Below are 25,947 nucleotides of genomic sequence, written 5' to 3'. Positions count from 1 at the left end.
GCTTTGGTTCGACCGACTACTGCACCGTTATAGGGAATTCTTATTGCGTAGGGTAGTCGACCTCCGTCGCTCCTAAAAGTGACAGTTACACTAAGCTCTAAACCATTTGGGAAGGAGTGAATAACCACTTTCCTCTCCATAAAGGAGCAATTTTGTCTGCCCCTTCTTTATAGCATTTCCTTTTCTGATGTAAGCCAGTTACACTTTCTATATAGCGTCACACTGTTACTAAAGCGGTGGAGCGGACGGAAGTTTCCAAATCATTTCCAGCTACAATTAACCCGTGGTAAAGGTGTTGCTATTATTTCGGCCAAAAAGAGCCGGAAATGTACAAGTCTACTGTAGACTCTCGTTCCTTATGTAAGAATATGGTTAATCAACAAAATTGATAGATTTGAGTAATATAAAGCATTTCCGAAAGGATGAAGAAGAATGAAGCGTACACTTGTAATGAGTGATATTCATGGCGAATTAGAAATGTTTGAACGTTTATTATCCGATGTGGAGTACGATTCTAATCACGATCAACTCATTCTGTTAGGTGATTATGTAGACCGTGGGCCAAACTCGAGAAAGGTACTTGATAAGGTTATCGAGCTGAAATCAGAAGGAGCCCTTGTCCTAAAAGGAAATCATGAAGACTTGATGATCAAAGCCTTGACGACAAACGAGGAACGAGCTTGGAAACATTGGATCAATCGATGTGGCGGTAGCAAAACCTTAGAAAGTTACGGTCTCAACGAAAGTGAGTTTATGATGCAAGATGCAGAGGTATTTGTTAAACCTGTATTGAATTCCAAAATATTGGACAAACACCTTGAATTCATTCAAAATCTGGATCACATTATCGAACGTGACGATTATGTTTTCGTCCATGCAGGCGTTCACCCTACACAACCAATTGCTGAAACAGATCCCTATATATTGATGTGGATCCGCGAAGAGTTCCACACAGGTTATGATGGAGACAGGACAGTCGTCTTCGGTCATACGCCAACTAAAATTTTTCATGAGGATGCGGAAAATCATACTATTTACTTCGGAGATAACCGGATTATTGGTATCGATGGTGGAGCTGTCTACGGCGGGCAATTAAATTGCTTAGAATTACCGAAACGAAAAGTTCATTACGTTAAATGATATACTGTTTACAAATACATACTAAGGAGATCCTCCATGACAATCAAAAAGTATGAAGAACTAGTCTCAAATCGAATTTTCATAGGTGGCGTAGATGCAATTGATGATCTTCTTGCGAATGAAAAAATTGATATTATCTTTGATTTACGTGCAGAAGTAAAAGTTCCACTTTCAAATAATAAAAGTGTACATCAGCCTATTGTTGACGATACCCAGCAACAAGACGCGTCCATTCAAGCTGCTGTAAAAGAAATAACCGATGCATATAAGGCTGGGAAAAATGTGTATTTTCACTGTAATACTGGTCGGGGTAGAGCAGGAACCATTGCCACTGCTACATTATTGGAATTGGGACTAGCGGATTCCGTGGATGAAGCCGAACAGAAAGCGAAAGAAATCAAACCGGCTATTAATATTAAGCCCCAATTTAAAGATGCACTCAAAAGAATTTACGAGAAGTAATTAGATGATAAAAATCACAAAAAATGCCTGACCCTAAAATATGATAGGGCAGGCATTTTTGTGTTATTTTAATTCACTTCTTCTGCTGATTCCTTCTTTTGGATGAAGGCATAATTGATTTTTCCTTCTCAGCTTTCTTCTTCACTGCACGTTCGATCCTCTCAAAACTTCTTATGTCGGCCGGTCTGACCGTAATTGGTTCTTTCTTCAACAATTTGCCCATTCCGATTACAAGTAAAAGGAGAAGAACCGTGAAAGGCAATGCAGCAATAAGTGAAGCAGATTGCAATGCATCCAACCCGCCGGCATATAACAGCACTGCCGCTATCGCTGACATTAGGATTCCCCAAACCATTTTCACAATCAAGGGTGGCATCAAACTCCCCTTCGTTGTCATACTCGCCAGGATGTACGTTGCCGAATCCGCAGATGTCACCAAGAATGTAAAAATCAATAAGATTGCCAAAGCGGACATGAGACCAGTGAATGGCATATGTCTAAACGTCTCGAAAATTGCAGAAGTGACATCAGCGTTAACAGCTTCCGCTATCTTTGTACCGTTGTTCAAATCACTATAAAGTGCTGTCCCGCCCAATGTTGCAATCCACATGCATGCAAACACCGGCGGAATGACCATTACCCCGATGATGAATTCTCGAATCGTTCTACCTTTGGATACACGTGCAACGAACGCCCCAACAAAAGGCGACCATGCGATTGTCCACGCCCAATAGAATATCGTCCAATCCCTGACCCATGTCCCACCTTGATAAGGCTGTAAACGCAAACTGTATTGAATGAAATTCGTTATGTAATCACCGATTGCCAGTGTAAAGGTTTCAAGGATGAATACCTTTGGACCCACGATGAAAAAGAACACAAGCATCGCTATTGCCATTCCTAAGTTAAAGTTCCCTAAATAACGGATTCCTTTATTCAACCCTGAAGCTGCCGACAGCATGTAGCAAATAAAAACGATAATTATAATAATTAACTGTATGCTGAATGTACTTTTAATGTTAAATACAGATTCCAGACCACCAGCCATCTGCAAAATACCGAGCCCAAGCGAAGTGGCAATCCCCATGACTGTAGCAATGACTGCAAAAGAATCAATACCTATCTTCAACTTTTTATTCGATCCTAGCAACGGCTCCAAAGCTGTGGAAATGAGACCATCTTTTTTCTTTCGAAATTGTAAAAACCCGATAACCAAGCCAACAATACCGAAGATAGCCCATTGAGAAATACCCCAGTGGAAAAATGAGTAACCCATTGCAACCCGTGCCGCTTGTTCTGAATGCGGTTCTATGCCTCCAATCGGTGAAGCGAAATAGTGGCTCATCGGTTCCGCTACACCCCAAAAAACGAGCCCTACTCCGAAACCAGCCGAAAATAACATCCCAATCCATGTGAAAAACGGATAATCCGGCCGTTCTTCATCGCCGCCAATCCTGATTGCTCCATACTTACTGATCGCCAGACCAGCTAAAAATATCACTATGATGAAAACAACCAGCAAGTAGAACCAGCCAAAATTCACTGTTGTAAAGTCGTATAATTTATCTGCTACATTTCCAAACTTTTCCGGTAATACCGCCCCCGCAACTACAAGAAACAAGATAACTGTTGCTGAAATTGAGAATACCGGATTTCTCCAAAACTTCCTATCCAAAGAAAACCGACCCCTATTAAATTAGTTAATAACTATATACCCTAAACTACTTCCAATTAAATCGCAAATGAACACTTAAATTTTTTAAAAAGTAATAAGTGCCCTTCCCTTGTTTATCACGATTTGCAGCAAACAAAAAAACATGAATCCCTATGTTAAGGATTCATGTTTCTTTTTCCGATGGATAACCATATAAAGGATAAGGACAGCAAACGCAAGTGCACCCGACACCAAGTAAACGGATTCATATCCGAAATGGAGAGCAATTAGCCCAAGTACAAATGACCCTATCGCAAGGCCCGAATCAAAAAACGTGAAGAATGTAGCGGTCGCATATCCACTTCTCTCATGTTTTGTTGATTGTACTGCAAGTGTCTGGAAGCTCGGAACAAGTGCACCATAACCAAATCCAACAAATGCTCCCGCAATTAAAAAGGATATTGCAGAATCCATGTTTGCCAAAAGGACAAGACCGATAGCAAAAAATATAAACCCGGGTATTATTACATATTGGGGCCCCTTTTCATCGAAGAGCCTACCAGTAAACGGGCGAGTTAATAGCATAACTGCCGCAAACACGAGGAAGAAGGAACTCGCCAATGCTAGGAGTCCTTTTTCCTGTGCATAAATGGATAGGTACGATAAGACACTCGCATAAGACAATGCTATCAAACTTCCAAGGAATGCCACTGGCACTGCCCGTTTTTCAAACAGGTCGCCAAATGACAATTTGCTTTTCACATCATTTTTCACTGGAATAACGCCGGCTGGTGCAGATAGAGATGTTAACACGCCGACAATCATTAATATACTCAGCACGACAAACAATACATCGAATGAATAGGATTGAATGACAGCCAACGCAATTAATGGACCGAGAACAACAGCTAAATTTGTCGACATCGAAAAATAGCCCAGGCCTGCTCCTCTTCGCGTGATCGGCACAATATCTGCCGCAATTGAAAGTGTCGCCGTCGTAATAATACTAAACCAGATCCCCTGTACAAAACGCAACACTAAAAGTCCCGCAAACGGTTGGATAAAATAATAAAGGACTGTACATATCAAATAGAGGGCAAGACCAATCCATAACATTTTTCGTTTTCCTGCAATATCTAAAATTTTCCCTGTAAACGGTCTGACAACAATTGCGGAAAGTAAAAATACTGTCATCAGTAATCCCGCCTCTTCATCTGTTCGGTTCAACACCCCGATTGCATAAAGCGGCAGAGTAGTTACAAGGCCATAAAATACGATAAATACAGATATATTAGTAAAAAACAAACTGACGAATGGTTTTGTCCAAATAGGTTCTTTTTTTTCCAAATTACTCACTTCTTTCATTGTCGAGCTTTTTCAATAATCCTCTTAGTATTACCTGTTCTTCATTTGACAAACCTTTTAAAAATTCATTTTCAAAATGAATAATCGAGGCCTCAATCATAGGAAACTTGGCTACTGCTTCTTCCGAAAGGCGGACTACCTTTTCCCTACGATCCTTCCCTACGTATGTCTTCAGCCATCCTAATTCCTCCAATCGACTCACAGTTCGTGTTATCGTTGGAGCTTCCACATTCAAATACTTCCATATATTTGTTAATATCATTTCCTCATGTTGATGAACACAGTAAAGCACTGTCCATTGTGATGCGAACAGATCATATTCTTTAAGCACTAGATTTAATTCTTTACTTAATAATCGTGTTTTTTGAAATACTTCATGGAATAATGGATTCATATCTTCAACTCCTTTATTTACTTAGGTAACTATTATATTATACTTCGGAATTCGAAACTTGTAAAGAAACAGAACTCAATAAAACAGGCAATCCCTCCTATGGGGATTGCCTGTTTTATCACATTGAGATGTTTCGTGGACCTTTCCATTTCATAGAGACAAATATTGTAATTACAAGAACGATTAGTCCCAAAATAAATGGATACAAAATATGCACGTCAAACAGAAGCCCAGCAAGAAGTGGTCCAAGGACGTTTCCAATGCTCATATATGCATTGTTCATTCCCATCGCAAATCCTTGCTCATTCCCCGCCAACTTAGATATGAGTGTCGTCAGTACAGGCCTCAGTATAGAAGTCGAGAGGAAAATAATCATCGTAACACCGAAAAACATAATATAACTCGGCACAAAGATGGACAGCAAAAATCCAAGTGCCGCAAGAGCAAGGAAAATGTTCAACACGACTGCTTCACCAAATTTGCGAACAATCCAATCAACAGCAAATAGTTGAATGATTACACTGATGATACCTGTTGAAGTTACTAATACAGCAATATCTTTCGGAGTGGCTCCGAACACATTATCTACAAAAAGGCCGAGAACTGATTCATATGCCATTAACCCAAAGCTCATGACAAGCGTGATAACTAAAGGGATAAAGTACGGTTTGTTAAATGACTGTGCAATTTCTTTTACCATTGGCTCAGGTTTTTCATTAGGCACTTCGATTTTCGTATCCATGCTTTCTTCCAACATGAATGCTGAAAAAGCAACGGCTGCGAGTCCTACTATCGCAGATATAAGCAGTGGCATTTTCAAACCAAAATCAGCTAAAAATCCTCCGATTCCAGGACCAATAACAATCCCAAGTGACATTGAAGCAGAAATGAAACTGTTACCTTTGGCACGCTGATCCATTGTTGTGATATCTGCCACGTAAGCAAAAATCGCCGGGATTAATAACGCTGCTCCAACGCCGCCAATAACACGGGATAGATATAACACACCTATCGAATCTGAAAAGTAAAAAACGAACATGGACAGGGCCAAACCGCTAAGTCCTGAAATAATCATTATTCTACGTCCATAGCGATCCGTCCATTTCCCTGCAATTGGTGACATTACAAGCTGTGCTCCCGCAAATATGGCAATCATCAAGCCCGCTGCCGTTCCACCTTGGCCAATTGACAAAAGATAGGCCGGTAATATAGGTATTATAATTCCGAAACTTCCTACTGCAATAAACATATTAATCATTAATATTAGCATTTTCTTTCTTTGGTCTTTGGACAATTTTTACAACCTACTTTCAAATTTAAGCCGACTCCATATTATAATATGGATTGAATGTAAAAGCCAACTCAAAAAACTATTTATTTTCACCATACAATTATTCAAATAGCTGAGCATTTAAGTCCAAACCATAACAATGAACAAGTATTGAATGCAATTGCCCTCTATGATGGTATAGGTGGGCTGTTGTTTCTACTAGCCACTCATACCGGGAGTAGGTCACCCCCCAATATGAAGTTATTTCCATGTGCAACTCTTCTTCATTAAACTCCATAAATCTCTCTTGTAAAAAAGTATAATTACTCAATAATGCCTCTTTAATTTCCTCTTTCGAAATCAATGAAACTGTTGAATAAAATGTAGCCATTTCTTCTTGGTTTGCACCATCAGCAATATAAAAATCCGCTCTACATATTGTGGCAATATGCTCTAATAACTCACCAACGGAATGTTTTGCAGCTGTTGGTCTTTGTTGTAAGTCATGCTCTTCTAAGCAATCTACTAGTTCAACAAGGGAATCAATCGCAACCCTTATTTGATGCAACGCATATCTACAATAATTGTTCATTTTGTCACCTTAATCCGCAGTTTCTGCTGTTAATTTTTGATCGCGCGGTAGCGCCAACCCTACAAGTCCAATAATAGGGAGGAATGAAACAATGATCATCGTAGGATGAATACCAATACTATCCATCATTATTCCGATGATAACCGAACCAATTGCTCCCATACCAAATGCCAGTCCAACAGTCAGCCCTGCCATCGTTCCAATTTTGCTTGGTACTAGCTCTTGTGCATAAACAACTGTCACCGAAAAGCTTAGCATAATGAAAAAACCAATTAACATCAGTAACACTGCCACAGCCCATAATGGAACATATGGAAGTATTAAGCATAACGGTATCGGCACTGCGAGCGAAAGTACAATGACATTTTTTCTTCCAAGCTTGTCTGCCATCGGTCCGCCAAAAAATGTGCCGACTGCCCCAAGTGCCAAAAACAGGAATATATAGAGTAATCCTTCTTTATCTGATACCTCATATTTATCCATCAAATGAAATATGAAAAAGCTTGTAATATTCGTAACGTAAAATGAACGGGCGAAGATGATGACAAGAAGTAAACCAAGTGCTATCCCTATTTTCTTTTTCGTTAAGTTACCAATCGATGAGAGAAGGACTTTCTTACGATTGTTTAACTTCTCCTGTTCCAACTGCTTTTTATACCAGGCAGATATTTTCATCAATATAAAAATACCAAGTGCTGCAACAAGCAAAAATAACGCTGCCGATTTTTGACCATACGGAACTAATATGAACGCACCAATCAACGGTGCAAGTGCCTGTCCCGAGTTTCCACCCACTTGATAGATGGATTGGGAAAGTCCACGCTTCGATCCTGCAGCCATAAAAGAGACTCGTGATCCTTCAGGGTGAAAAACGGCGGAACCAAATCCAAGTAACATGACGGAAACGATTAATAACCAGTAGGTTGGAGCAAAAGCGAGCCCCCCTATTCCAATAAGCGAAAACATCATTCCGAATGGAAGCGCATAAGGTTTTGGCTTCCGGTCACTTATATAACCGATGACTGGTTGTAAGACTGATGCCACCATATTCAAAGCAAAAAAAATGAATCCAAGTTGGGTAAAGCTAAACCCCCTCTCTTTTACAAGAACAGGAAACATTGCTGGAATCACAGCTTGAAGCGTATCGTTTAACAAATGGCAAGCACCAATTGCAAACATAATTGGATAAACAGGATTTCCTAATGCAGATGATTCTTTTACTGTGGTCATTTGATTCTCACACTCTTTCCCTGACAGTAGTAACTTAATAGACCAAGTATATCGCATTTTCCGAACACTTGAATGTTTAATATAGCGAAAACAATGATTTTATCTACTCATGTCGATATACTTATTAAGTAGCTATTTAGTATGGATAGAAAGAGGCGATCTTTTTGAATATACACGACGCGATTAAGACACGGAGAACTATTCCGCTAGTCAGTGATCAAGCTGTACCAGCAAATCTTATTGAACAAATTATTGAGGCGGGAACTTATGCGCCGAATCATCATAAAACCGAACCTTGGCGTTTCTATGTACTTCAAGGCGATGGCAGAATGAAATTAGGTAAAGTGCTTCGTGAGATAACGATTTCTCAACAGGAAGATCCTCTTTCGGAAAGTAGTATCGTAAAAATTGAACGAAGTGAACGGAATCCGCTGCGTGCACCTGTCATCATCGCGGTCGGAGTGGAGCCAAGTGAAAAAGAAAATGTTATTTTGAAAGAAGAGTATGCTACTGTCAGTACCAGTGTCCAAAATATGCTATTAACCGCACATGCTCTCGGTCTTGGTGCAATCTGGCGAACAGGTGCAATCTGTTACCATCCAAAAGTAAGTGATTTTTTCGGACTATCTACTAAAGGTGAGATTGTTGCATTTATCTACCTAGGATATCCTGAAATTGAACCGAAACCGTTTAAAAGGACCGATTTTAAAGAGTTCACAACTTGGATTAATTAACTAAAACACGCTCATCAAATTTACTTTGATGAGCGTGTTTTAGTTAATATAATTTTTATACTTGATATACTTAGTATACCTGCATATAATAAAGTTATCGAAAGAAGAGGTGATACTTATGAAGGTTTGTCCTTATTTGGAATCGTGCTTTGAAATATTAGGCAGGCGTTGGAATGGTCTCATCGTCCATTACTTATCGAATTGCCCAAACTTTACGGCACACTTTTCTGATATGAAACGTGATTTGAATGATATTACCCCACGGTCCTTATCATTAAAGCTAACTGAACTCGCCAATTATGGCTTGGTTGTGAAAGTAGTAACAGAAGGCACCCCCGTCACCATTTCATATCATCTATCCGACAAAGGACAGCAGTTAGCAATTGCCCTCCAACCTGTCCATAAGTGGGCACAAGAAAATATCGATTTGGAACTGACAATTACAAAATAAAGAAATGAGGAATTAGAATGAAAAACAATATGATATGCGATTTAGAAACTGGCGTATGCGGACCTGGTGGAGAAACAGAAATGCAATTCATCGATCTCTCAACACCTAAAAAGAAGGTCGACTTATATTACGTAACGGATCCAATTTGTTCCCATTGTTGGGCACTGGAACCCGTTCTCCGAAAATTTGAGGCGCAATATGGCCAATACGTCAACATGCATACATTGATGGGTGGATTATTGGAAAACTGGAACGGCTTTGCAGACACTGCAAATGGCATCAATAGTCCTGCCGATGTCGCTGAGCATTGGAGAGAAGTCGGTGAGCATTCTCGTATGCCGATTGACGGGACTCTTTGGCATGATAATCCGATCGAATCTTCCTTCATTCCTTCTCGTGTATTTAAAGTGATTCATAAGCAAAGTCCCGAAATCGCCAATATATTTTTACGCCGCGCACGCGAAGCCCTCTTCGCTTTCAATCAAAACATTGCGCAAGATGACATATTAATCGATCTTGTCAATAAAGTTGGCCTTAGTGGAGTAGAAATCGTCAAACAATCGAAACTGCCGGAAGCTGAAACTTCATTGCAAGAAGACTTTCAACTCGTTCATCAACTAGGCGTCCGTGGATTCCCAACTATCGTCATGTTGAATGAAGAGAAAAAAGGCGTCAAGATTGTCGGTGCACGAGCACTTGAACAATACACGGAGGCACTTCAACAAATGCTGCCCGGGGAAATTTTGCAACCAAAACAACAATCAAGTTTGCAGTCACTTATCCAACAAGAAAAACTGTTGTTCTCACGTGAAATCGAAGAATTTTATGCAATTAAAGAACAAGATGTTAAAGCATTCGTAAGTGATCAATTGGTCAATACCGATTATAAAACGAAGGAAGTTCTTGGCGAAAAATATATTTCGATCATCGGTTAATGTATACGATGGCAAGCTAGGCATATCCTGTCCGGCATGCCATCGTTTTTCATTACACGTCATTCAATGATTCTAATAACCCAGACTACTGTAGAATAGAATTTATCATACAGATATAAGGAGGATTATGATATGAACATATTAATCGTCGGAGCAGGAGCAATTGGCGGATATTTTGGAGGTAGGCTCTTGGAAAAAGGAGAGAACGTTACTTTCCTTGTACGAGCAAAGCGCAAAGAAATGCTTGAAAAATCTGGCTTAAAAATTGAAAGTGTCAACGGGAATGCTAAGCTCGCCCCGCGAATGATTACATCAAAGGATATTGGGGATAAATTCGATTTGATCCTCATTTCTACAAAGTCCTATCACCTTACCCAAGCAATCAATGATATACGTCCATTTGTAAAAGAGGACACGATTATTCTCCCCCTCTTGAATGGCGTCGGGCATCTCGAACAACTAATCAAAGCTTTCGGAGAAGATGCCGTCATCGGTGGTCTTTGCTTCATCGAAACGACACTTGACGAACATGGAACCATATTACAAAAAAGTCCGATCCATCAGCTTATTTACGGCGAAAGATCTGGGGAGATCACACCTCGTATGGAAAAACTGAAAGCTGCTTTTGAAGGGGCCAACGCTTCATGTGTGCTAAGTGAGCAAATCAATCAGGAAATGTGGCATAAATATTTGTTCATCACTGCACTATCCGGTATTACATCACTGATGGAGTCACCCATAGGACCAATTATGGAGTTGGAAACCGGGCGGAATACTGTTGCTTCACTGTTGGAAGAACTCGGCGCAATTATGAAGAAAATCAATGCACCGATACATGATACTATCACGCAAGAACTGTATACCAAAATTAGTGATATGCCATACCTTATGAAATCCTCGATGCAGCGAGATATAGAAAAATCCCTTCCGCTAGAATCCGATCATCTGCATGGTTTATTATTGCAACACGCGAATACACATGACGTCCCAACCCCGATACTGGAAACGATTTATACGAAGTTAAAGATTTACGAAAAAGAAAAATGACAGAAACAAGACCGGGTGAATGGAAACCCGGTCTTGTTTTGTATGTCCCCTTTCGTTATTCAACTCTAAACTGTGGTCAAATCATTCACATACATATCGATTATTTCTGGATTGCTTTGAAAAACATATCCGCCGGACTTATTTTCCACCGACAATTTGGCAACACTTTAATATACACATACAAGGGCGGAAGGGATTGAATACTTTCATGTTTGCTTTGAATGGAGATACTTTACTTTATTATTTTCCTCTCCTATTAGTTTTAGTTACGTTTGAATTGTCGCTATCAGTTTATAAATCCAGTGATTCACAATGGACTACCAAGCTCGCGGCCGGAAATTTCTTTGTTAATCTTCTATGGATTGCTCTCCTTTTATCTATTGTATTTAATCCTAATTTGTTCACTCCTGAATTTGTACCGTATATGGTGGAAATCTACGACAGTACTGCTGAGAAAATCACTTTAATAATAAACTTAAGTAAGACTGCCATCGTATTAGCGGTCATTGTGACAAATTCAATTGATGTTCACAATGCGTTCAATAATATCGGAGTTAAAGAAGAAACGTAACAGAAGTATATTAATAAAAAGTGATACGGAGTTTGAAATGGATTCTTATTACAACACGTGCTTAAGATTGAAACCCCAGTCCTACTACTGAGAACAATTTACACAAAACCGAAGACTTTCTAAAGGAATGCTGACAGAAACAAGACCGAGTGAAATGTACACTTGGTCTTGTTTCTGTCTTCTCTTTAATCACAATGAAGAATACGTATTTTCATTGCCCTTTTCTATGCATTTGCGGATTTTAATACAATCAGACTTGTTGTAATACCAACCATAATCACTGTCGTAAACGACAAGACTAGATGAACAGAAGGTATTAATAAGCTTCCCATTGTGACAATCAATATATCAATGCAAAAGATCATAACACCTGGATTAATGGACAGTTTCCTTGCAATCATTTGTGCTAGTAAATCGGTTCCCCCAATACTAATATCAAGGCGAAGCATGATACCCACCCCAACACCGATAAATATCCCTCCACATATTGCACTTATTAGAGGACTAGTTACCAATTCCCTTCCGATCATATTCAATGGATATAATAAATCCATGATTAGGGATGAAAGCAACATGCCATGGATTCCGTTGTAAAAAAAAGAACGGTAATACTTCCAAGCAAGCATAAAGATTGGGATGCTTACGATAAGAAATGTAAGCCCCACTTTGACACCCATCGCATAATGGATAATTAGACTGATACCAATCGCACCACCATCCAACAACCCAAATGGAACAAGAAATAAATTTACACCGATCGCGACTAATAAACTTCCGATAAATAGCGTTAGCGCCTTTTGTAAAATGTACACAGGACCCCACCTATTTCAAATACTTTATAGATGTATATGCCTGTCTCAAGCATTTCTTCACTCAGTTACGACAATTCGTTATAGTAAAAAACGTAAACAGGAATTAAATCCTTCTTAATTGAGCAGAGTGTGGATGAGATCCCTGTTCAAAACGTATTGTCCTACGATTTACTATGCACACGTTTCATCATATTAAAGAGGAGGTTATCAATTGTCAGACGATCTATTCAATAACAAATTGAATGAAGAACAAGAAGATACATTGACGAATAGACAGGGACATCCTGTTACAAACAACCAGAATCTAAGAACAGTCGGCAATCGAGGTCCTGCTGTTTTAGAAAACTATGATTTTCTAGAAAAAATCAGCCACTTCGACAGAGAACGTATTCCTGAACGTGTTGTCCATGCACGTGGTGCAGGCGCGCATGGCTATTTCGAAGCCTATGGAACAGCTGGTGACGAACCCGTTTCCAAGTATACACGCGCAAAACTTTTTCAGGTAAAAGGCAAACAGACGCCTGTATTCGTCCGCTTTTCATCCGTTATTCATGGTGGACACTCGCCTGAAACACTTCGTGACCCTCGTGGATTTGCTGTGAAATTTTATACAGAGGACGGTAACTGGGATCTCGTTGGAAATAATTTAAAAATATTCTTTATCCGTGATGCGATCAAGTTCCCCGATATGATTCATGCTTTTAAACCAGATCCGATTACGAATATTCAAGACGGCGAACGCTTTTTCGACTTTTGCGCCAGCTCTCCCGAATCGTTCCATATGGTGACATTTGTTTATTCGCCCTGGGGCATCCCTGCCAATTACCGCATGATGCAAGGCTCCGGTGTCAATACGTATAAATGGGTGAACCAAGAAGGCGTTGCAGTACTTGTCAAGTATCATTGGGAACCGAAACAAGGTATTAAAAACTTAACCCAACAACAAGCAAGTGAAATCCAAGGGACAAGTTTTAATCATGCGACACAAGATTTACATGACGCGATCAAAGAAGGTGATTATCCTGAATGGGAGTTGCTTGTCCAAATTATGAGTGACGACGAACATCCAGAACTCGATTTCGACCCGCTCGATGATACGAAATTATGGCCTGAAGATCTGTTCCCATGGTTACCTGTCGGAAAGATGACCTTAAACAAAAACCCTGAAGATTACTTCACTGAAGTTGAACAAGTAGCATTCGGTACAGGTGTGCTTGTCGATGGTCTTGATTTCTCTGATGATAAAATGCTTCAAGGACGGACTTTCTCCTATTCCGATACGCAGCGTCATCGCGTTGGCGCCAACTATTTACAGCTACCCATCAATTCTCCCAAAAAACGGGTAGCAACGAATCAGAGTGGCGGACAGATGCAATATAAACTTGACAGAGCTCCGGGTCAGAATCCTCATATTAACTACGAGCCATCGATCTTAGGCGGTTTAAAAGAGGCTGAACAAGACGGAATAGAATACACTCCTTATATTGAAGGTAAACTTGTGCGAGAGTCCATTGACCGACAAAGCAATACAAAACAAGCCGGAGACACGTATCGCAATTTTGAAGAATGGGAACGAGCAGATTTAATTTCAAACTTGGTGTCAGACCTTTCAAATTGTGACCCACGTATTCAAGTTAAAATGATAGCTCTTGCGGATGAGGCGGATGAAGAATACGGACGTCGTTTACGAGAAGGCTTGGCACAAGCCTCAACAAAAGGATCGAGTCAGAAGCCCCTCGGAAATAGAGATGGCGATAAAGCCCCTGATGAAGCAGTGGCGAAAGGTCATGACGCCGATCCATATTAATAAAACAGCTCACTCAATGGAGTAAATCCATCTAAGTGAGCTGTTTTATTCTACTGAACTTGAATTAGTAAGCTTTGCTTATCGTGTACCTACATTTTAAAAGTATCGAAATACTTTTCTTACCGATCTACTCTTTTAAAATAAAGATAAATTTTCTCTAATTTTTTTGTTTGTTTTCCTTTTAAACTTTCCATATTACCAAATTCAAAAAACTTCACTCTTTTGATTCCTACAAAACTAAACAGCGCTTTTTTCATCAATATTTTATGTGCATTATTCAACCAGAGAAGTGGATATTTTGTAGGGCCCTTCATAGTCGATACACATACAACTGACTTTCCTTTCAAAAGTCCTTCTGGTAGTAGTCCCTTCTTATCCCTGTAAGCAAAATTCGCAGAAAATAATTGATCAATGTATCCCATAAGCATTGCTGGAGGTCTTCCCCACCAGATTGGATAGACAAAGACAATCTTATCAGCCCAAGTAATTTGTGTTCTATATTTTTCAATGCGAGGATCACGATACATATCACGTCTTCGTTTATGTTCACTAAACACTAGGAGTGGATCAAATTTTTCTTCATATAAATCTAATACCTGTAACTCCTTTATGTTCGGATTTTCATTACTTCCTTTGATAATTTTTTGTAAAAATGCATAATTTAAACTTTTGTGATTTGGATATGTGTATATAACTAGCGCTTTCATAACGCACCCCTTTTACTTATCATATGACAAGTAAATAATAGCACTCTCTTCTTTTTGTTGTCAAATGATAATTGTATTAGGACAATGTTTTTGATATCTTGTGAGTAAGAGGTGAGAATTATGGACAAAAAAGCTCTTTTTTATAAATGTGTATCATTTACAACTTCTGTTCATCGCGTGACACACGAATTAACCAAAAATACCAAATCAGATTCCGTCACACCAGTTCAATATAATATTCTTGAGTATATAGCCGTTAGTCAACCTGTTACTCCTAGTGAAATCAGTGATTGTCAGCATATATCTATGCCAAACACGAGCCGTGAACTGAAAAAATTAAGCGAAAAAAATCTAATCGAAAAATCAAGTGATACCGAAGATCGACGAAAACAATATATTCGCCTCTCAGAAGATGGGGAAACCATGATGAACGAGTCTTTTGCATGTGTAGAATTTCGTTTCCTAGATCGAATACAAAATGCTTCAAATGAAGATTTAGATGCTATTAACCAAGCATTAGATATTCTTCAAAAAAAACTATTTTATTAATAGACATGAACTACGGTTTAATCCTCTCAGAGGTAATGGGAGAACAAATAATGGATTAAACAAAACGATTCACCTGGCATAAAATTGGGGGATCGTTTTTTAATAGTATACAAGCACACGTGTTGATAACCAAAATAAACCAAAAAACAACTTAATCAAACACTAGACGTCCCGAGTACGGTTGCTTTTAGATCGCTTTGGATTGAATGACTCCTATACAGGACCGAGATATCTTGATCTATAGGATGCGCATGGTGGTCGTTCATCCGTCGCCCTCCAAAGGCACAAGTACACGAAGTACTAAAGCTTTTTGGGACGAAAGAAATTCAACAGACGTGGTATAGAAGATGAATTTTTCATATTAAAACTTGGCAGATTCCGATATATATCATAGATCATCCGTGTTTAAGTAACAGATTAATTCGTTTCAATTATTTCTTTAATGATTGTCGCTAAAATATCCGCTGCTCTAAATTCTTCTTCCAATGTATTGTCTATCCCGCCTATATTCATTAATACTGACTCACCAATGAGATCCTGATTGTAAGTACTTTGTGCCTTACCATTCTTAACTATTACCCCTCTCGAAATTCCAGGGTATTTTTGCTCAATTATAGCGTGTAGTAGTTCTGCGAAATCCACATTTTCATCGTAATTCTTGCTTGTTCGAGACACTATTAACGCCACCTTTGCATATTCTTTTCCATTAGCGATGAAGGTGCTATCTTTTCTTGCTATGGAATCCCTGTGAATATCAAATACCATCTTTACAAATCTCAATGATTCTGTCTTCCAAGTTTTCTGCATCAAGCAAATATATCCCCCCTCATTTTGTCATACAACCATTATTCGTTTAAGCTACCGAAAAGGTTACATGTTTTTTTGAAAAGTTCCTCCAACTACTAGTGTTGATTTTCTCCTTTAACGAGTAGAGTGTATTTCTATGTTAGATAGCTAAAAATGATCTGTTAATAGAGATTAAGATACATGATAGAAATACATTCCAGCGTTTAAAGTAAATTTATCAAACAATTTCGATGAAGGGTTTCACTATATTTAATGAAATGAAAACCGTCAAATCCACTTTAGCACTGTCTAAACTTAGGGCTTCGGCATCCCCTTTCAAGTCTATTTTCATTTACTTCTTTAATTACAAAGAAGTTCCATCTATTTCCTTCTTTTTATTTCACATCAAAAAATATCTTTGTTACACTATATTAATAGAAAGTTCTATTTGGGGGTACTCAATATGAAATTGTTCATCAAAAAAGTTAAGCCTATTCTACTACATCCAACCACCCTGATTTTGACCTTACTTTTCTTAAAAGTGATCGCATTTCGTGTCGTCGTTTTTCATAACAAATCTGTCTTCCATATTGCACTCATTGAATTTCCACTATGGGCATTCTTACTTTCACTCATCGTACTCATCGTAAAGAAACGGACATGGACCGGCATCTTCGTATTCAATACGATATTGTCTGTATTATTTATCGCCATTATTTACTACACGCGTTACTTTTCAACAATTCCATCCTATTATGACTTACAGCAACTTTATCAATCGAATTCTGTAGGAGGGACAGTCGGTCTTCTAAGCAAGCCCTATGATTTCCTCTTTTTCCTGGACCTACTATTTATCCTTCCAATTGCATATTACTATAATGCCAAAAAAATAAAATCTTCAGCTAAAGTAACTAGACAATTAGCGATTCTATTTGGAAGTATTGGTCTTATTACAACACTACTAGCTTTTAGGCAACCACTTATTGACGTTTCATATTTCGCAAAAGAGAACGGCTATTTACAATCGCAAGCGGTGCAAGTTTTCACGCGGAGCTTCGGTATCGCGCTAGCTTCTGATGTTAATTTATCAGAACAAGACGTGGAGAAACTCAAAGGGAATGACTACGTTCCCGCAAATGAGCATAATTCCTACGGTATTGCTAAGGATCGTCATGTATTCGTCATTCAGGTCGAGTCATTACAAGGCTTTGTGATCAATAGAAAAGTGAACGGACAAGAAATTACACCCTATTTAAATGCCTTATTGAAAGATAGTACATATTTCGATAACGTATACCAACAAATCGGGGCGGGCAACACTTCTGACGCCGAGTGGCTTATGCACACGTCCATTTACCCTGAAGGTATGGATCCGACTGTCAATGTCATTAATGGAAAGCCAGTCCCTTCTCTACCTCGAACTTTACAAAGGAATGGCTATGGTACAGCCACTTATCATGCCGATGACATTACCTATTGGAATCGTGAAAAACTATATCCAGCACTCGGTTTTGACTACGTTTATACCAACAAAGAAATTCCAGCAGAACAAGAAATAGGATTTGGACCTGCGGATGAAGTACTGTTCGATTTTGCTACTAAACAACTGCCCATGCAATTTAAGAAACATGAAAAAATATATTCAAACATCATTACACTGACAAGCCATACACCGTTTGAAATGCCTGAAGATCTTCAATATCTAGTATTACCGGATAGTTATGACAGCACATATGTCGGCAATTATCTTCAATCAGTCCGCTATACAGATGAGCAAATCGGAATATTCATTGATACATTAAAAGAGGCGGGCTTATATGATAATTCGTTGATTCTAGTCTACGGGGATCATTCGGGTGTTCACGGGGCTCCTGTCACAAAAGATGATGAGGCTATTCTTTTAGATCTACTCGACCATCCTTATAACCTACAAGACCGTTTTATCGTGCCGGTCATTTTTTCAGGAGGCGGACTTTTCTCCGGAGAAACGATTAGCCACTTAGGCGGACAAATTGATCTGATGCCTACATTATTAAATTTACTCGGAATAGAACATGATGCACAGATGATAGGTCACGATTTATTTCATTACGAAAACAATTTACTTGGCATGCGTTACCACCTGCCAGGCAGCTCCTTCATAAACGATGACACATTGTATGTCGCACCAAGCGCTAAATTACCTGCTATCCTCTACAACTTGGAAACCATGAAAGAGAAATCTCGGACAAATAAAACACAACAATCTATCGACAACGCCTTAAAAATCATGCAACAATCCGATCAAATCTTAAAATCGTATAGCAATCGAAAATAATAGAAAACGGGTTATCTTTAACGAAAGATAACCCGTTTTTTCATTCTCTATCCTCAAAGAAAACAATGCGATTGCTAAATGGATCAATAACTGTCAGTTCCTTCGTTTGCCATGGAGTTGTTTCAAGACCTGGACGTGCGAAGTTATATTCTTTCGAGTGAAGCACTGCATGGAAGCTTTCGATATCTTCAATCTCTATCCGAATAGCAGCCCCCGGACTACAATCCCCGTGATGCTCTGATAGATGAATGATACAATTTCCGTTTGAAACCTGCATATACAACGGCAAATTATCCTCGAATCGATGCTCCCAATCTAATTTAAATCCCAAATAGTCAACGTAAAATTCTTTTGCTTTCTTCACATCGAATATACGGAGAATCGGTGTGACACGTTTACCATTCATATAATACACTCCTCGCTAATCCATAAAGACATTTAATATTACTATATATGTTGAACAAATGAATACGGCGTATGCGCTTTACAAGGGCTTTTGGGAGGCCCCTGAAAAAGCATTAGTACTTGGAATGGTTTAGAATTCCCACTAATATCGCTTCGACGCTTTGTGGATGCCTCCCGCGATAAGCCTGAAAGAAGACCACTTGGGAGGGATTGAACTGCATCCCTCCTTAGTCTTATCGCTCCGGCTACCACGAAGTCGCGCCTGCGCTGGATGGTCTATGTGAGAAAGAGCTTTTCATTATCTACGATGAAATCTGCAAGCTGGGGCACGTCTTTATTGACTATAAGTAGTATCAACTAGTAATCAACTTATAATCTCAGCATATACATCTCGAAATTACATTTCTCTCGATAATGAACACCCTAGCGCAGGCGCGGTAAAGGGGTCGCTGAAGCCGTAAGACTGGGTGCGAAGCGCTAATCCAGGCTTACGGCGAAAGGCATCCCCAAAGCGCCAAGCGTTCTACAATCCAGACCCCGAATTAATACTCTCTTATTTTGAGCGCAACGTCAGATTCAATAGGATTCTTTAATTCAACATATATAGACTACTTCTATATAAATGAAGCTCCGTCTGACAATCGGACGGAGCTCCACATGTATTTAGTTACTTTATAAAGTTAATCTTCAATCAGAGGGGGTTCTGATCCCCCTCCGATTCTTCTTGTGTCCTTAAAGACTCGATGTCGGAGTCTTACTGCCCGTTAATGCGGGATAAATTTCTTAAAAGCAAGTACTGCATTATGCCCGCCAAAACCAAAGCCATTTGAAATCGCATAGTTTATCTCCATTTTCACAGCTTCATTTGGAACATAATTCAAGTCGCATTCTTCATCTGGATTTTCGTAATTGATAGTAGGTGGTGCAATATCTTCCAGTATACTTTTAAGCGTTATGATTGCTTCAACCCCACCTGCCGCACCAAATAGATGTCCTGTCATCGATTTGGTTGAGCTTACCTTTAACTGATAGGCATGAGAACCAAAAGTAGCTTTAATGGCTTTCGTTTCTGATTTATCGCCCTCTGGTGTGCTCGTTCCATGCGCATTAATGTAATCAATATCAGTCGGATTAAGTCGTGCCATTCCTAAAGCTAATTTCATCGCTCTTGCTGCTCCATCAAAATCCGGGGATGTAATATGATAGGCGTCTGTTGTTGAACCGTAACCCACGATTTCGCCCAGGATGGTTGCTCCCCGTTTTTTAGCATGATCATACTCTTCAAGTACTAAAATTCCTGCGCCTTCCGACATAACAAAGCCATCACGCTCACGATCGAAAGGGCGGCTCGCCTTTTCAGGTGAATCATTTAAAGTAGACATGGCTCTCATTCTTGAGAAACCAGCAAAAGATAATGGATTTATTGAAGCTTCTGCTCCCCCCGCTACGATAGCATCGGAATAACCATGTAAAATATTCAAGTATGCTTCACCTATTGCGTGGTTACCTGTTGCACAGGCAGAAACTGGCGAAAAGCTCGGACCTTTAAAACCATATTTAATAGCTATAATACCTGCCGCCATATTACTAATCATCATTGGTGCCATAAATGGAGAGACCTTTCTTACGCCTCTTTCTAGTAAATGTTTATGATTTTCGAGTACAGTGTCAATTCCACCAATTCCAGATCCAACGTAAACGCCTATTCGCTCCTTATTAACGGTGTCCGAATTGAGTGCTGATTGGTCTAACGCTTGTTTTGCCGCTGCATAAGCGTACTGCGCAAACAAATCATATTTCCCCAATTCTTTTTTATCAAAGTATTCTTCCGCTGGAAAGTCCTTTATACGCCCAGCAATCTGTGTGTTAATTTCTTTGAATTCATCGTCCTCAATTTTTCCAATCCCAGATTTACCTTCTTTAATATGATTCCAAAACGTATCTACATCATTTCCTAGTGGCGATACGACTCCATATCCCGTTACAACAACTCGACGTTCCATATACTAATACCTCCCATAAAATCGTCATGTATTCACATATTCCTAACTCCATCATTTCCATTTACAAGCAGTTTTAATTGATCAATTACTATTGAATACAAATATTCTCCTACTACACGTCTATATTGTAGCGCACCTTTAATACTCGATATTAGAAGAGCGGCTAATGCCCCTGTATCATGTGTTAGTTTTCCTTCTTCCTTTAAAACATCAAGAAGCTTTTTTAAATAGTCTATTTCCATTTGACTCAATTGTTGTACACTCTCTTGCATAGCGATCGGTAAAAAGTTATAGTCTGCTTGTAAAGATGATATCGGGCAAACTTCATTGTTACCAATCTGATTAGCTCTTCTTGAAATAAACTCCCATGGTTTATCTTCACTGTTTATTTGAGCTTGATCAATGTTCAAATAAGATTTTTCCAGACCTTCTTTTAACTTTATACAAACGGCTAGACCTAAATCCTCTTTCTTCATGAAGTGATAATGAATGCTAGCTTTCGTTACACCAAGTTCCTTAGCCAAGTCGTCATAACTAAAAGACAAATAGCCCTTTTCTCGAATATTTCTAAGTGCTAGCTCAATGATTTGTGATTTTCTATTTTCCATAACCAAATACTAACTTACTAATAGGTAAGTGTCAATTGACTCTAGTTCTTACACCATATATTACAAAATCGAGTAGAGTGAACGAATCAGAAATTTGATTCGTTCGTCCCTCTCACACCACCGTACATACGGATCCGTATACGGCGGTTCAATAATTTGAGTGTACAAACTGGTACTTCACGGATATATCCATATATCCGAGTTGTGCCAGTTTTCTATCTGTTAAAGACCTATGAAGGATATAACTGGAAGAAATCCTCCAGTAACCCTTTCGGGTATTTGACCATTCAAAGGCTTTTCGCTCTTCGGTACCTAGTTGAATTAGATTTTTACATTTCGTTCGTGGGTTTTTCCACTGTTTCCAAATGTATTGCCTGATTCGTCGTTTCAACCAACCGTTTAATTCATTCATAAAGCTTTTCATTTCACCAATACCGTAGTAGTTTATCCACCCCGTCATTAGCTGCTTGATTTGCTTGAATAGAACTTCAATGCTTCTCCCTCTGTTCCGCTTTGTTATTTTCTTCAACTTTTGCTTCACAGTAGATTTCGCCTTTTGATGTGGTCGAATTTTGACGCCGTTTTTAGTTGCCAATAGGCAGAACCCTAGAAACTTTCGTTTCAGTGGACTTCCTACCGCACTTTTCTCACGATTTACGGTTAATTTTAGTTCGCCTTCAAGGAAGTTGGTTGAACTCTCCATCACTCGATAACCTGCCCGTCTACTTTTGACGTAAATATTGCAGTCATCCGCATAACGGACGAATTTGTGCCCACGTGTTGTGAGGAGTTTATCGAATTCATTCAAGTAAATATTACTTAATAGCGGCGATAAGTTCCCCCCTTGCGGGGTTCCTTCTTCGGATGCTTGAAATAAACCGTTTACCATAATACCGCTTTTGAGATATTGGCGGATAAGACGTAAAACACGCTTATCTTGAACCTTTTCCTCAATATAGTGCATAAGTTTATCGTGGTTTACTGTGTCAAAATAAGCTTTCATATCCATATCTACAACATATTTGTATCCTTGTTCGTAGTACGACTTCGCTAGGGTGATAGCTTGATGTGCACTACGCTTTGGACGAAACCCAAAGCTATTATCGGAGAACGTAGGGTCAAAAATGGGTTGTAAGACTTGATTGATTGCTTGTTGAATCATCCGGTCGATTACAGTTGGAATTCCTAGTTTTCTTACACCACCGTCTGGTTTAGGAATTTCAACCCGCAACACGGGTTGCGGGCGGTAAGTTCCGTTATGTAATTTCACTAGTAATTCTTCCCTGTGCTCCTTCAAGTATGGGAGTAGCTGGTCATAGGTTATACCATCTGAGCCTGCGGCTCCCTTATTTCTGACAACTTGTAGGTAAGCTTGATTGAGATTATTCCTTGAGAGGATTTTCTCAAACAGATGTACACCATTTTGATTGTTCAGTTCACCATGGAAATTACTATGCACTCCGTCATACCCTTCATGTTCCACATTATCTCTCTGACGGTAGCTAGGTTTCCCTATTTTCTGCGGTTTTCGCAATTTCCACACCTCCTTGTATCCTCAAAATTATTATTGTTCAGTCCTTCATGTCCTGTCAGTGAACACTACTATGACCTCTGCTGACTTCTTACGATTCATCTTCATGTCACCACAGAGATTGCACTGGTTCGTTATCATTTAACTTGCACTGTGCCCTCGTAAGACCTCCCCCGGTAAGAGCGAATACTTTCCTCCCATGTAACTGCTAGATTTACTGTATAGGTTTCGGGCAGTATTGGACTTCGGTTTGTCATGCAACCTTATCCGACCTAATTCAGCCTTCTATCTAGTTTCTGTTCGTCAGTTCAGGAGTTTGCGTCCGACTTCCTTCAGCCACTACCTCACGATAGCCACCTTGTCTTTCGCTAACAGTTCCTACTGCCAAGCCTGTAGTGGACTTTCACCACCGAGTATTCGCCCATGCAGGGCGCACATGAAAAGCCCCTATCTAGGTTAAGATAGGGGTTTAGTTTATTTAAAAATCAAAGTTATCCGGATCTGGACCCACTCGGTGATTCTGATTCAAACTATCAATCCGTTTCATATCATCCGCTGTTAATTCAAAATCAAAAACTGTTGAATTTTCAGCAATACGATGTTCTTTCGTGGATTTCGGAATTGTAATAACGCCATTTTGTAGATCCCAGCGTAAAATAACTTGGGCAATTGATTTACCATATTTATCGGCGATTTCCTGAAGATCTGTGTTGTCGAGTAATTGTCCTGCCATGAGTGGAGACCATGCTTCCAATTGAATATCCTGTTTTCGGCAAAAATCACTCAATTCTTTCTGCGTCAAACGTGGATGGTACTCCACTTGGTTCACCATTGGTTTAATTTCCGCATCCTTCATCAAATCCTCAAGATGATGAATTTGGAAATTACTTACGCCAATTGCTTTAACCCGTCCTTCTTTATAAAGTGTTTCTAGCGCTCTCCATGCCTCTTTATATTTTCCTGCCACTGGCCAATGAATAAGGTATAGATCTAAATAGTCTAAACCTAGTTTCGTTAAGCTCTCTTCATAAGCTGCAATTGTTGATGCGTAGCCCAACTCTGAATTCCAAACTTTTGATGTGATAAATAAATCTTCTCGCGCAATACCTGTTTCTTTAACTGCCTCACGAATACCTTGTCCTACGCCAACTTCATTGCCGTAAATCGCCGCTGTATCGACACTGCGATAGCCATGTGTAATCGCAGTTTTCACCGCATTTATTAATTCTTGACCCTCTTCCACTTTAAATACACCAAGGCCAAGCCAAGGCATTTTCACACCGTTATGCAACATTGTTGTCGATTGTAAGTTTTTCATTATTTATGTCCTCCTATTTTTTAATTAAAGTTGTGTTGCAGATTATACGTTTCCAATCACCCCCTTTAGGTTAGATTAATCCTTTGCTGATCTTTTCTTTCTAGCGCCCGACTGACGCCTGTTAGTATGGCTGCAATCAGTACCATTGCCCCCCCGATCCAAGCCGTATGAATGAGCCCAATCGAATCAGTAACCACTCCACCTACGTAGGCCCCCATCGCGATCCCCGCATTAAATGCAGCTATGTTCATAGCGGAAGCAACATCTACTGCACTTGGGACAAAACGTTCAGCTAACATGACGACATACACTTGAAGTCCTGAAACGTTCATGAATGCAAACAATCCCATGAAAAGAATTGTTACTAAACCCACGACCTTAAATGGTGCCGTAAATGTTAATATGAAAAGCACAATCGCTTGCGCAATAAACATATAGAACAGCGAGCCAATCGGGTTTTTATTTGACAGCTTCCCACCAATCATATTACCAATTGCAATCGCAATTCCGTAAACAAGTAAGATGATCACGATGGTTCCTTGTTTAAATCCTGTTATCGTCTGAAGCAACGGAGATAAGTACGTGAATACAACAAATGTTCCTCCGTATCCCAGTGCTGTAATTGTCAATACTAGCAATATCCGGCTATTTGTTATGAGCTTAACTTGATCTCGAATCGTTGTTGGAGTACTTTGACGTAAATCGGATGGAACAAGAATACTATTCGCAATAAACCCTATAATCCCTATCACTACGATTGCCACAAAGGCAAAGCGCCAACCAAACTGTTGTCCAATAAATGTCCCAAATGGAACTCCTGTAATAGTAGCAACCGTAAGTCCTGTAAACATGATTGAAATCGCACTTGCTCTGCGATTCTCTGGAACTAAATCAGCAGCGATTGTCGACCCAATTGACATAAACACACCATGTGCAAACGCTGAAATGACACGGGCCATAAGCAAAACCGTAACACTTGTTGCACCCGCCGCAATCCCGTTTCCTATGATAAAGACTATCATAATCCATAATAACAATGTTTTCCGTGGCATTCTTGAAGTGAGCGATGTTAAAATTGGAGCACCTATCATTACACCTAACGCGTACAGGGAAACAGTTAGTCCTGCAGTCGTCACCGATATATCTAAGTCTTGGGAAATCAGAGGCAAAAGCCCAACACTAATAAATTCTGTTGTTCCGATTGCAAATGCACTAACAGCTAATGCAAGTAGTGCAAACATACTTCTCTTTTTATCTAA

General features: G+C 39.5%; 25 protein-coding genes. 10 read left to right on the top strand and 15 right to left on the bottom strand.

All coding sequences use genetic code 11. The annotated features are described in order from the left end of the window. Window positions 1-432 precede the first annotated feature (432 nt). Entirely contained in the window at window positions 433-1,140 is a 708-nt protein-coding gene (locus tag MKX62_RS15125; protein WP_067207372.1) for a metallophosphoesterase family protein, read from the top strand. 36 nt (window positions 1,141-1,176) lie between these two features. Beyond that, on the top strand, window positions 1,177-1,602 hold the full coding sequence (locus tag MKX62_RS15120; RefSeq protein WP_067207369.1) for a protein-tyrosine phosphatase family protein: 426 nt from the start codon (window positions 1,177-1,179) through the stop codon (window positions 1,600-1,602). A gap of 73 nt (window positions 1,603-1,675) precedes the next feature. On the opposite strand, the gene MKX62_RS15115 is transcribed toward MKX62_RS15120, so the two are convergent. From MKX62_RS15115 to MKX62_RS15090, 6 genes are all read right to left on the bottom strand, one after another. Further along, window positions 1,676-3,277 carry a BCCT family transporter gene (locus MKX62_RS15115; RefSeq protein WP_340741781.1) on the bottom strand — a complete coding sequence of 534 codons (1,602 nt, stop codon included), beginning with the start codon at window positions 3,275-3,277 and terminating at the stop codon, window positions 1,676-1,678. Between the two features lie 150 nt (window positions 3,278-3,427). Beyond that, window positions 3,428-4,612: an MFS transporter gene (locus MKX62_RS15110; protein WP_335339521.1), complete on the bottom strand. Its 1,185-nt coding sequence runs from the start codon at window positions 4,610-4,612 to the stop codon at window positions 3,428-3,430. Then, window positions 4,605-5,015: a MarR family winged helix-turn-helix transcriptional regulator gene (locus MKX62_RS15105; protein WP_067207359.1), complete on the bottom strand. Its 411-nt coding sequence runs from the start codon at window positions 5,013-5,015 to the stop codon at window positions 4,605-4,607. Before MKX62_RS15105 ends, MKX62_RS15110 begins: the two co-directional genes overlap by 8 nt. A gap of 118 nt (window positions 5,016-5,133) precedes the next feature. Next, window positions 5,134-6,309, bottom strand: coding sequence for an MFS transporter (locus MKX62_RS15100; protein ID WP_067207357.1), 1,176 nt, complete (start codon window positions 6,307-6,309; stop codon window positions 5,134-5,136). A gap of 97 nt (window positions 6,310-6,406) precedes the next feature. Further along, the gene (locus MKX62_RS15095) at window positions 6,407-6,877 is read right to left on the bottom strand and encodes a DinB family protein (RefSeq protein WP_187047250.1); all 471 of its coding nucleotides are present in this window, start codon (window positions 6,875-6,877) and stop codon (window positions 6,407-6,409) included. A 9-nt stretch (window positions 6,878-6,886) separates the two neighbouring features. Beyond that, window positions 6,887-8,107, bottom strand: a complete 1,221-nt coding sequence (locus MKX62_RS15090) for an MFS transporter (RefSeq protein WP_067207351.1) — start codon at window positions 8,105-8,107, stop codon at window positions 6,887-6,889. Between the two features lie 164 nt (window positions 8,108-8,271). On the opposite strand from MKX62_RS15090, the gene MKX62_RS15085 reads away from it, so the two are divergent. The 5 genes from MKX62_RS15085 to MKX62_RS15065 all read left to right on the top strand — a co-directional run bounded on the left by MKX62_RS15085 (window position 8,272) and on the right by MKX62_RS15065 (window position 11,845). Continuing rightward, window positions 8,272-8,841 (top strand): nitroreductase family protein, encoded by a 570-nt coding sequence (locus MKX62_RS15085; protein WP_067207350.1) that lies wholly within the window; start codon window positions 8,272-8,274, stop codon window positions 8,839-8,841. A gap of 118 nt (window positions 8,842-8,959) precedes the next feature. After that, window positions 8,960-9,292 (top strand): winged helix-turn-helix transcriptional regulator, encoded by a 333-nt coding sequence (locus MKX62_RS15080; RefSeq protein ID WP_067207347.1) that lies wholly within the window; start codon window positions 8,960-8,962, stop codon window positions 9,290-9,292. Between the two features lie 17 nt (window positions 9,293-9,309). Further along, window positions 9,310-10,227, top strand: coding sequence for a DsbA family protein (locus MKX62_RS15075; protein WP_338652999.1), 918 nt, complete (start codon window positions 9,310-9,312; stop codon window positions 10,225-10,227). A 132-nt stretch (window positions 10,228-10,359) separates the two neighbouring features. Continuing rightward, window positions 10,360-11,274 (top strand): ketopantoate reductase family protein, encoded by a 915-nt coding sequence (locus MKX62_RS15070; protein ID WP_067207340.1) that lies wholly within the window; start codon window positions 10,360-10,362, stop codon window positions 11,272-11,274. Window positions 11,275-11,470: 196 nt separating this feature from the next. Continuing rightward, window positions 11,471-11,845: a hypothetical protein gene (locus tag MKX62_RS15065; protein WP_067207337.1), complete on the top strand. Its 375-nt coding sequence runs from the start codon at window positions 11,471-11,473 to the stop codon at window positions 11,843-11,845. Window positions 11,846-12,069: 224 nt separating this feature from the next. Here MKX62_RS15065 and MKX62_RS15060 read toward each other — a convergent pair whose 3' ends face one another. Beyond that, a complete protein-coding gene (locus MKX62_RS15060) occupies window positions 12,070-12,657 on the bottom strand; it encodes a YitT family protein (RefSeq protein WP_067207335.1) in 588 nt (195 codons plus the stop codon). A 211-nt stretch (window positions 12,658-12,868) separates the two neighbouring features. Here MKX62_RS15060 and MKX62_RS15055 point away from each other — a divergent pair, with 211 nt between their 5' ends. Continuing rightward, complete coding sequence (locus MKX62_RS15055; protein ID WP_222618009.1) at window positions 12,869-14,464, top strand: catalase; 1,596 nt, start codon at window positions 12,869-12,871, stop codon at window positions 14,462-14,464. Window positions 14,465-14,583: 119 nt separating this feature from the next. On the opposite strand, the gene MKX62_RS15050 is transcribed toward MKX62_RS15055, so the two are convergent. Continuing rightward, the gene (locus MKX62_RS15050; RefSeq protein WP_340741780.1) at window positions 14,584-15,171 is read right to left on the bottom strand and encodes an NAD(P)H-dependent oxidoreductase; all 588 of its coding nucleotides are present in this window, start codon (window positions 15,169-15,171) and stop codon (window positions 14,584-14,586) included. Between the two features lie 120 nt (window positions 15,172-15,291). On the opposite strand from MKX62_RS15050, the gene MKX62_RS15045 reads away from it, so the two are divergent. Next, complete coding sequence (locus MKX62_RS15045) at window positions 15,292-15,720, top strand: MarR family winged helix-turn-helix transcriptional regulator (RefSeq protein WP_067207326.1); 429 nt, start codon at window positions 15,292-15,294, stop codon at window positions 15,718-15,720. 417 nt (window positions 15,721-16,137) lie between these two features. Here MKX62_RS15045 and MKX62_RS15040 read toward each other — a convergent pair whose 3' ends face one another. Then, a complete protein-coding gene (locus tag MKX62_RS15040; RefSeq protein ID WP_340742589.1) occupies window positions 16,138-16,527 on the bottom strand; it encodes a stage II sporulation protein P in 390 nt (129 codons plus the stop codon). A 442-nt stretch (window positions 16,528-16,969) separates the two neighbouring features. On the opposite strand from MKX62_RS15040, the gene MKX62_RS15035 reads away from it, so the two are divergent. Next, window positions 16,970-18,823 (top strand): LTA synthase family protein, encoded by a 1,854-nt coding sequence (locus MKX62_RS15035; protein ID WP_340741779.1) that lies wholly within the window; start codon window positions 16,970-16,972, stop codon window positions 18,821-18,823. Window positions 18,824-18,863: 40 nt separating this feature from the next. On the opposite strand, the gene MKX62_RS15030 is transcribed toward MKX62_RS15035, so the two are convergent. The 6 genes from MKX62_RS15030 to MKX62_RS15005 all read right to left on the bottom strand — a co-directional run bounded on the left by MKX62_RS15030 (window position 18,864) and on the right by MKX62_RS15005 (window position 25,929). Beyond that, complete coding sequence (locus MKX62_RS15030) at window positions 18,864-19,229, bottom strand: glyoxalase superfamily protein (RefSeq protein WP_340741778.1); 366 nt, start codon at window positions 19,227-19,229, stop codon at window positions 18,864-18,866. Between the two features lie 763 nt (window positions 19,230-19,992). Next, window positions 19,993-21,231: a beta-ketoacyl-ACP synthase II gene (gene fabF / locus MKX62_RS15025; protein WP_340741777.1), complete on the bottom strand. Its 1,239-nt coding sequence runs from the start codon at window positions 21,229-21,231 to the stop codon at window positions 19,993-19,995. Window positions 21,232-21,263: 32 nt separating this feature from the next. Beyond that, window positions 21,264-21,839 (bottom strand): TetR/AcrR family transcriptional regulator, encoded by a 576-nt coding sequence (locus MKX62_RS15020; RefSeq protein ID WP_338653005.1) that lies wholly within the window; start codon window positions 21,837-21,839, stop codon window positions 21,264-21,266. A 148-nt stretch (window positions 21,840-21,987) separates the two neighbouring features. Beyond that, complete coding sequence (ltrA, locus tag MKX62_RS15015; protein ID WP_338652480.1) at window positions 21,988-23,373, bottom strand: group II intron reverse transcriptase/maturase; 1,386 nt, start codon at window positions 23,371-23,373, stop codon at window positions 21,988-21,990. A gap of 475 nt (window positions 23,374-23,848) precedes the next feature. After that, window positions 23,849-24,688, bottom strand: a complete 840-nt coding sequence (locus MKX62_RS15010; protein WP_399631516.1) for an aldo/keto reductase — start codon at window positions 24,686-24,688, stop codon at window positions 23,849-23,851. 65 nt (window positions 24,689-24,753) lie between these two features. Continuing rightward, window positions 24,754-25,929, bottom strand: coding sequence for an MFS transporter (locus tag MKX62_RS15005; RefSeq protein ID WP_370569996.1), 1,176 nt, complete (start codon window positions 25,927-25,929; stop codon window positions 24,754-24,756). Window positions 25,930-25,947 lie beyond the last annotated feature (18 nt).

This window comes from Sporosarcina sp. FSL K6-5500 (genome assembly GCF_038005665.1).
Lineage (GTDB): Bacteria > Bacillota > Bacilli > Bacillales_A > Planococcaceae > Sporosarcina > Sporosarcina psychrophila.
Note: the sequence above shows the minus strand (reverse complement) of the source record. Positions and strands in the feature narration are given on the sequence as shown.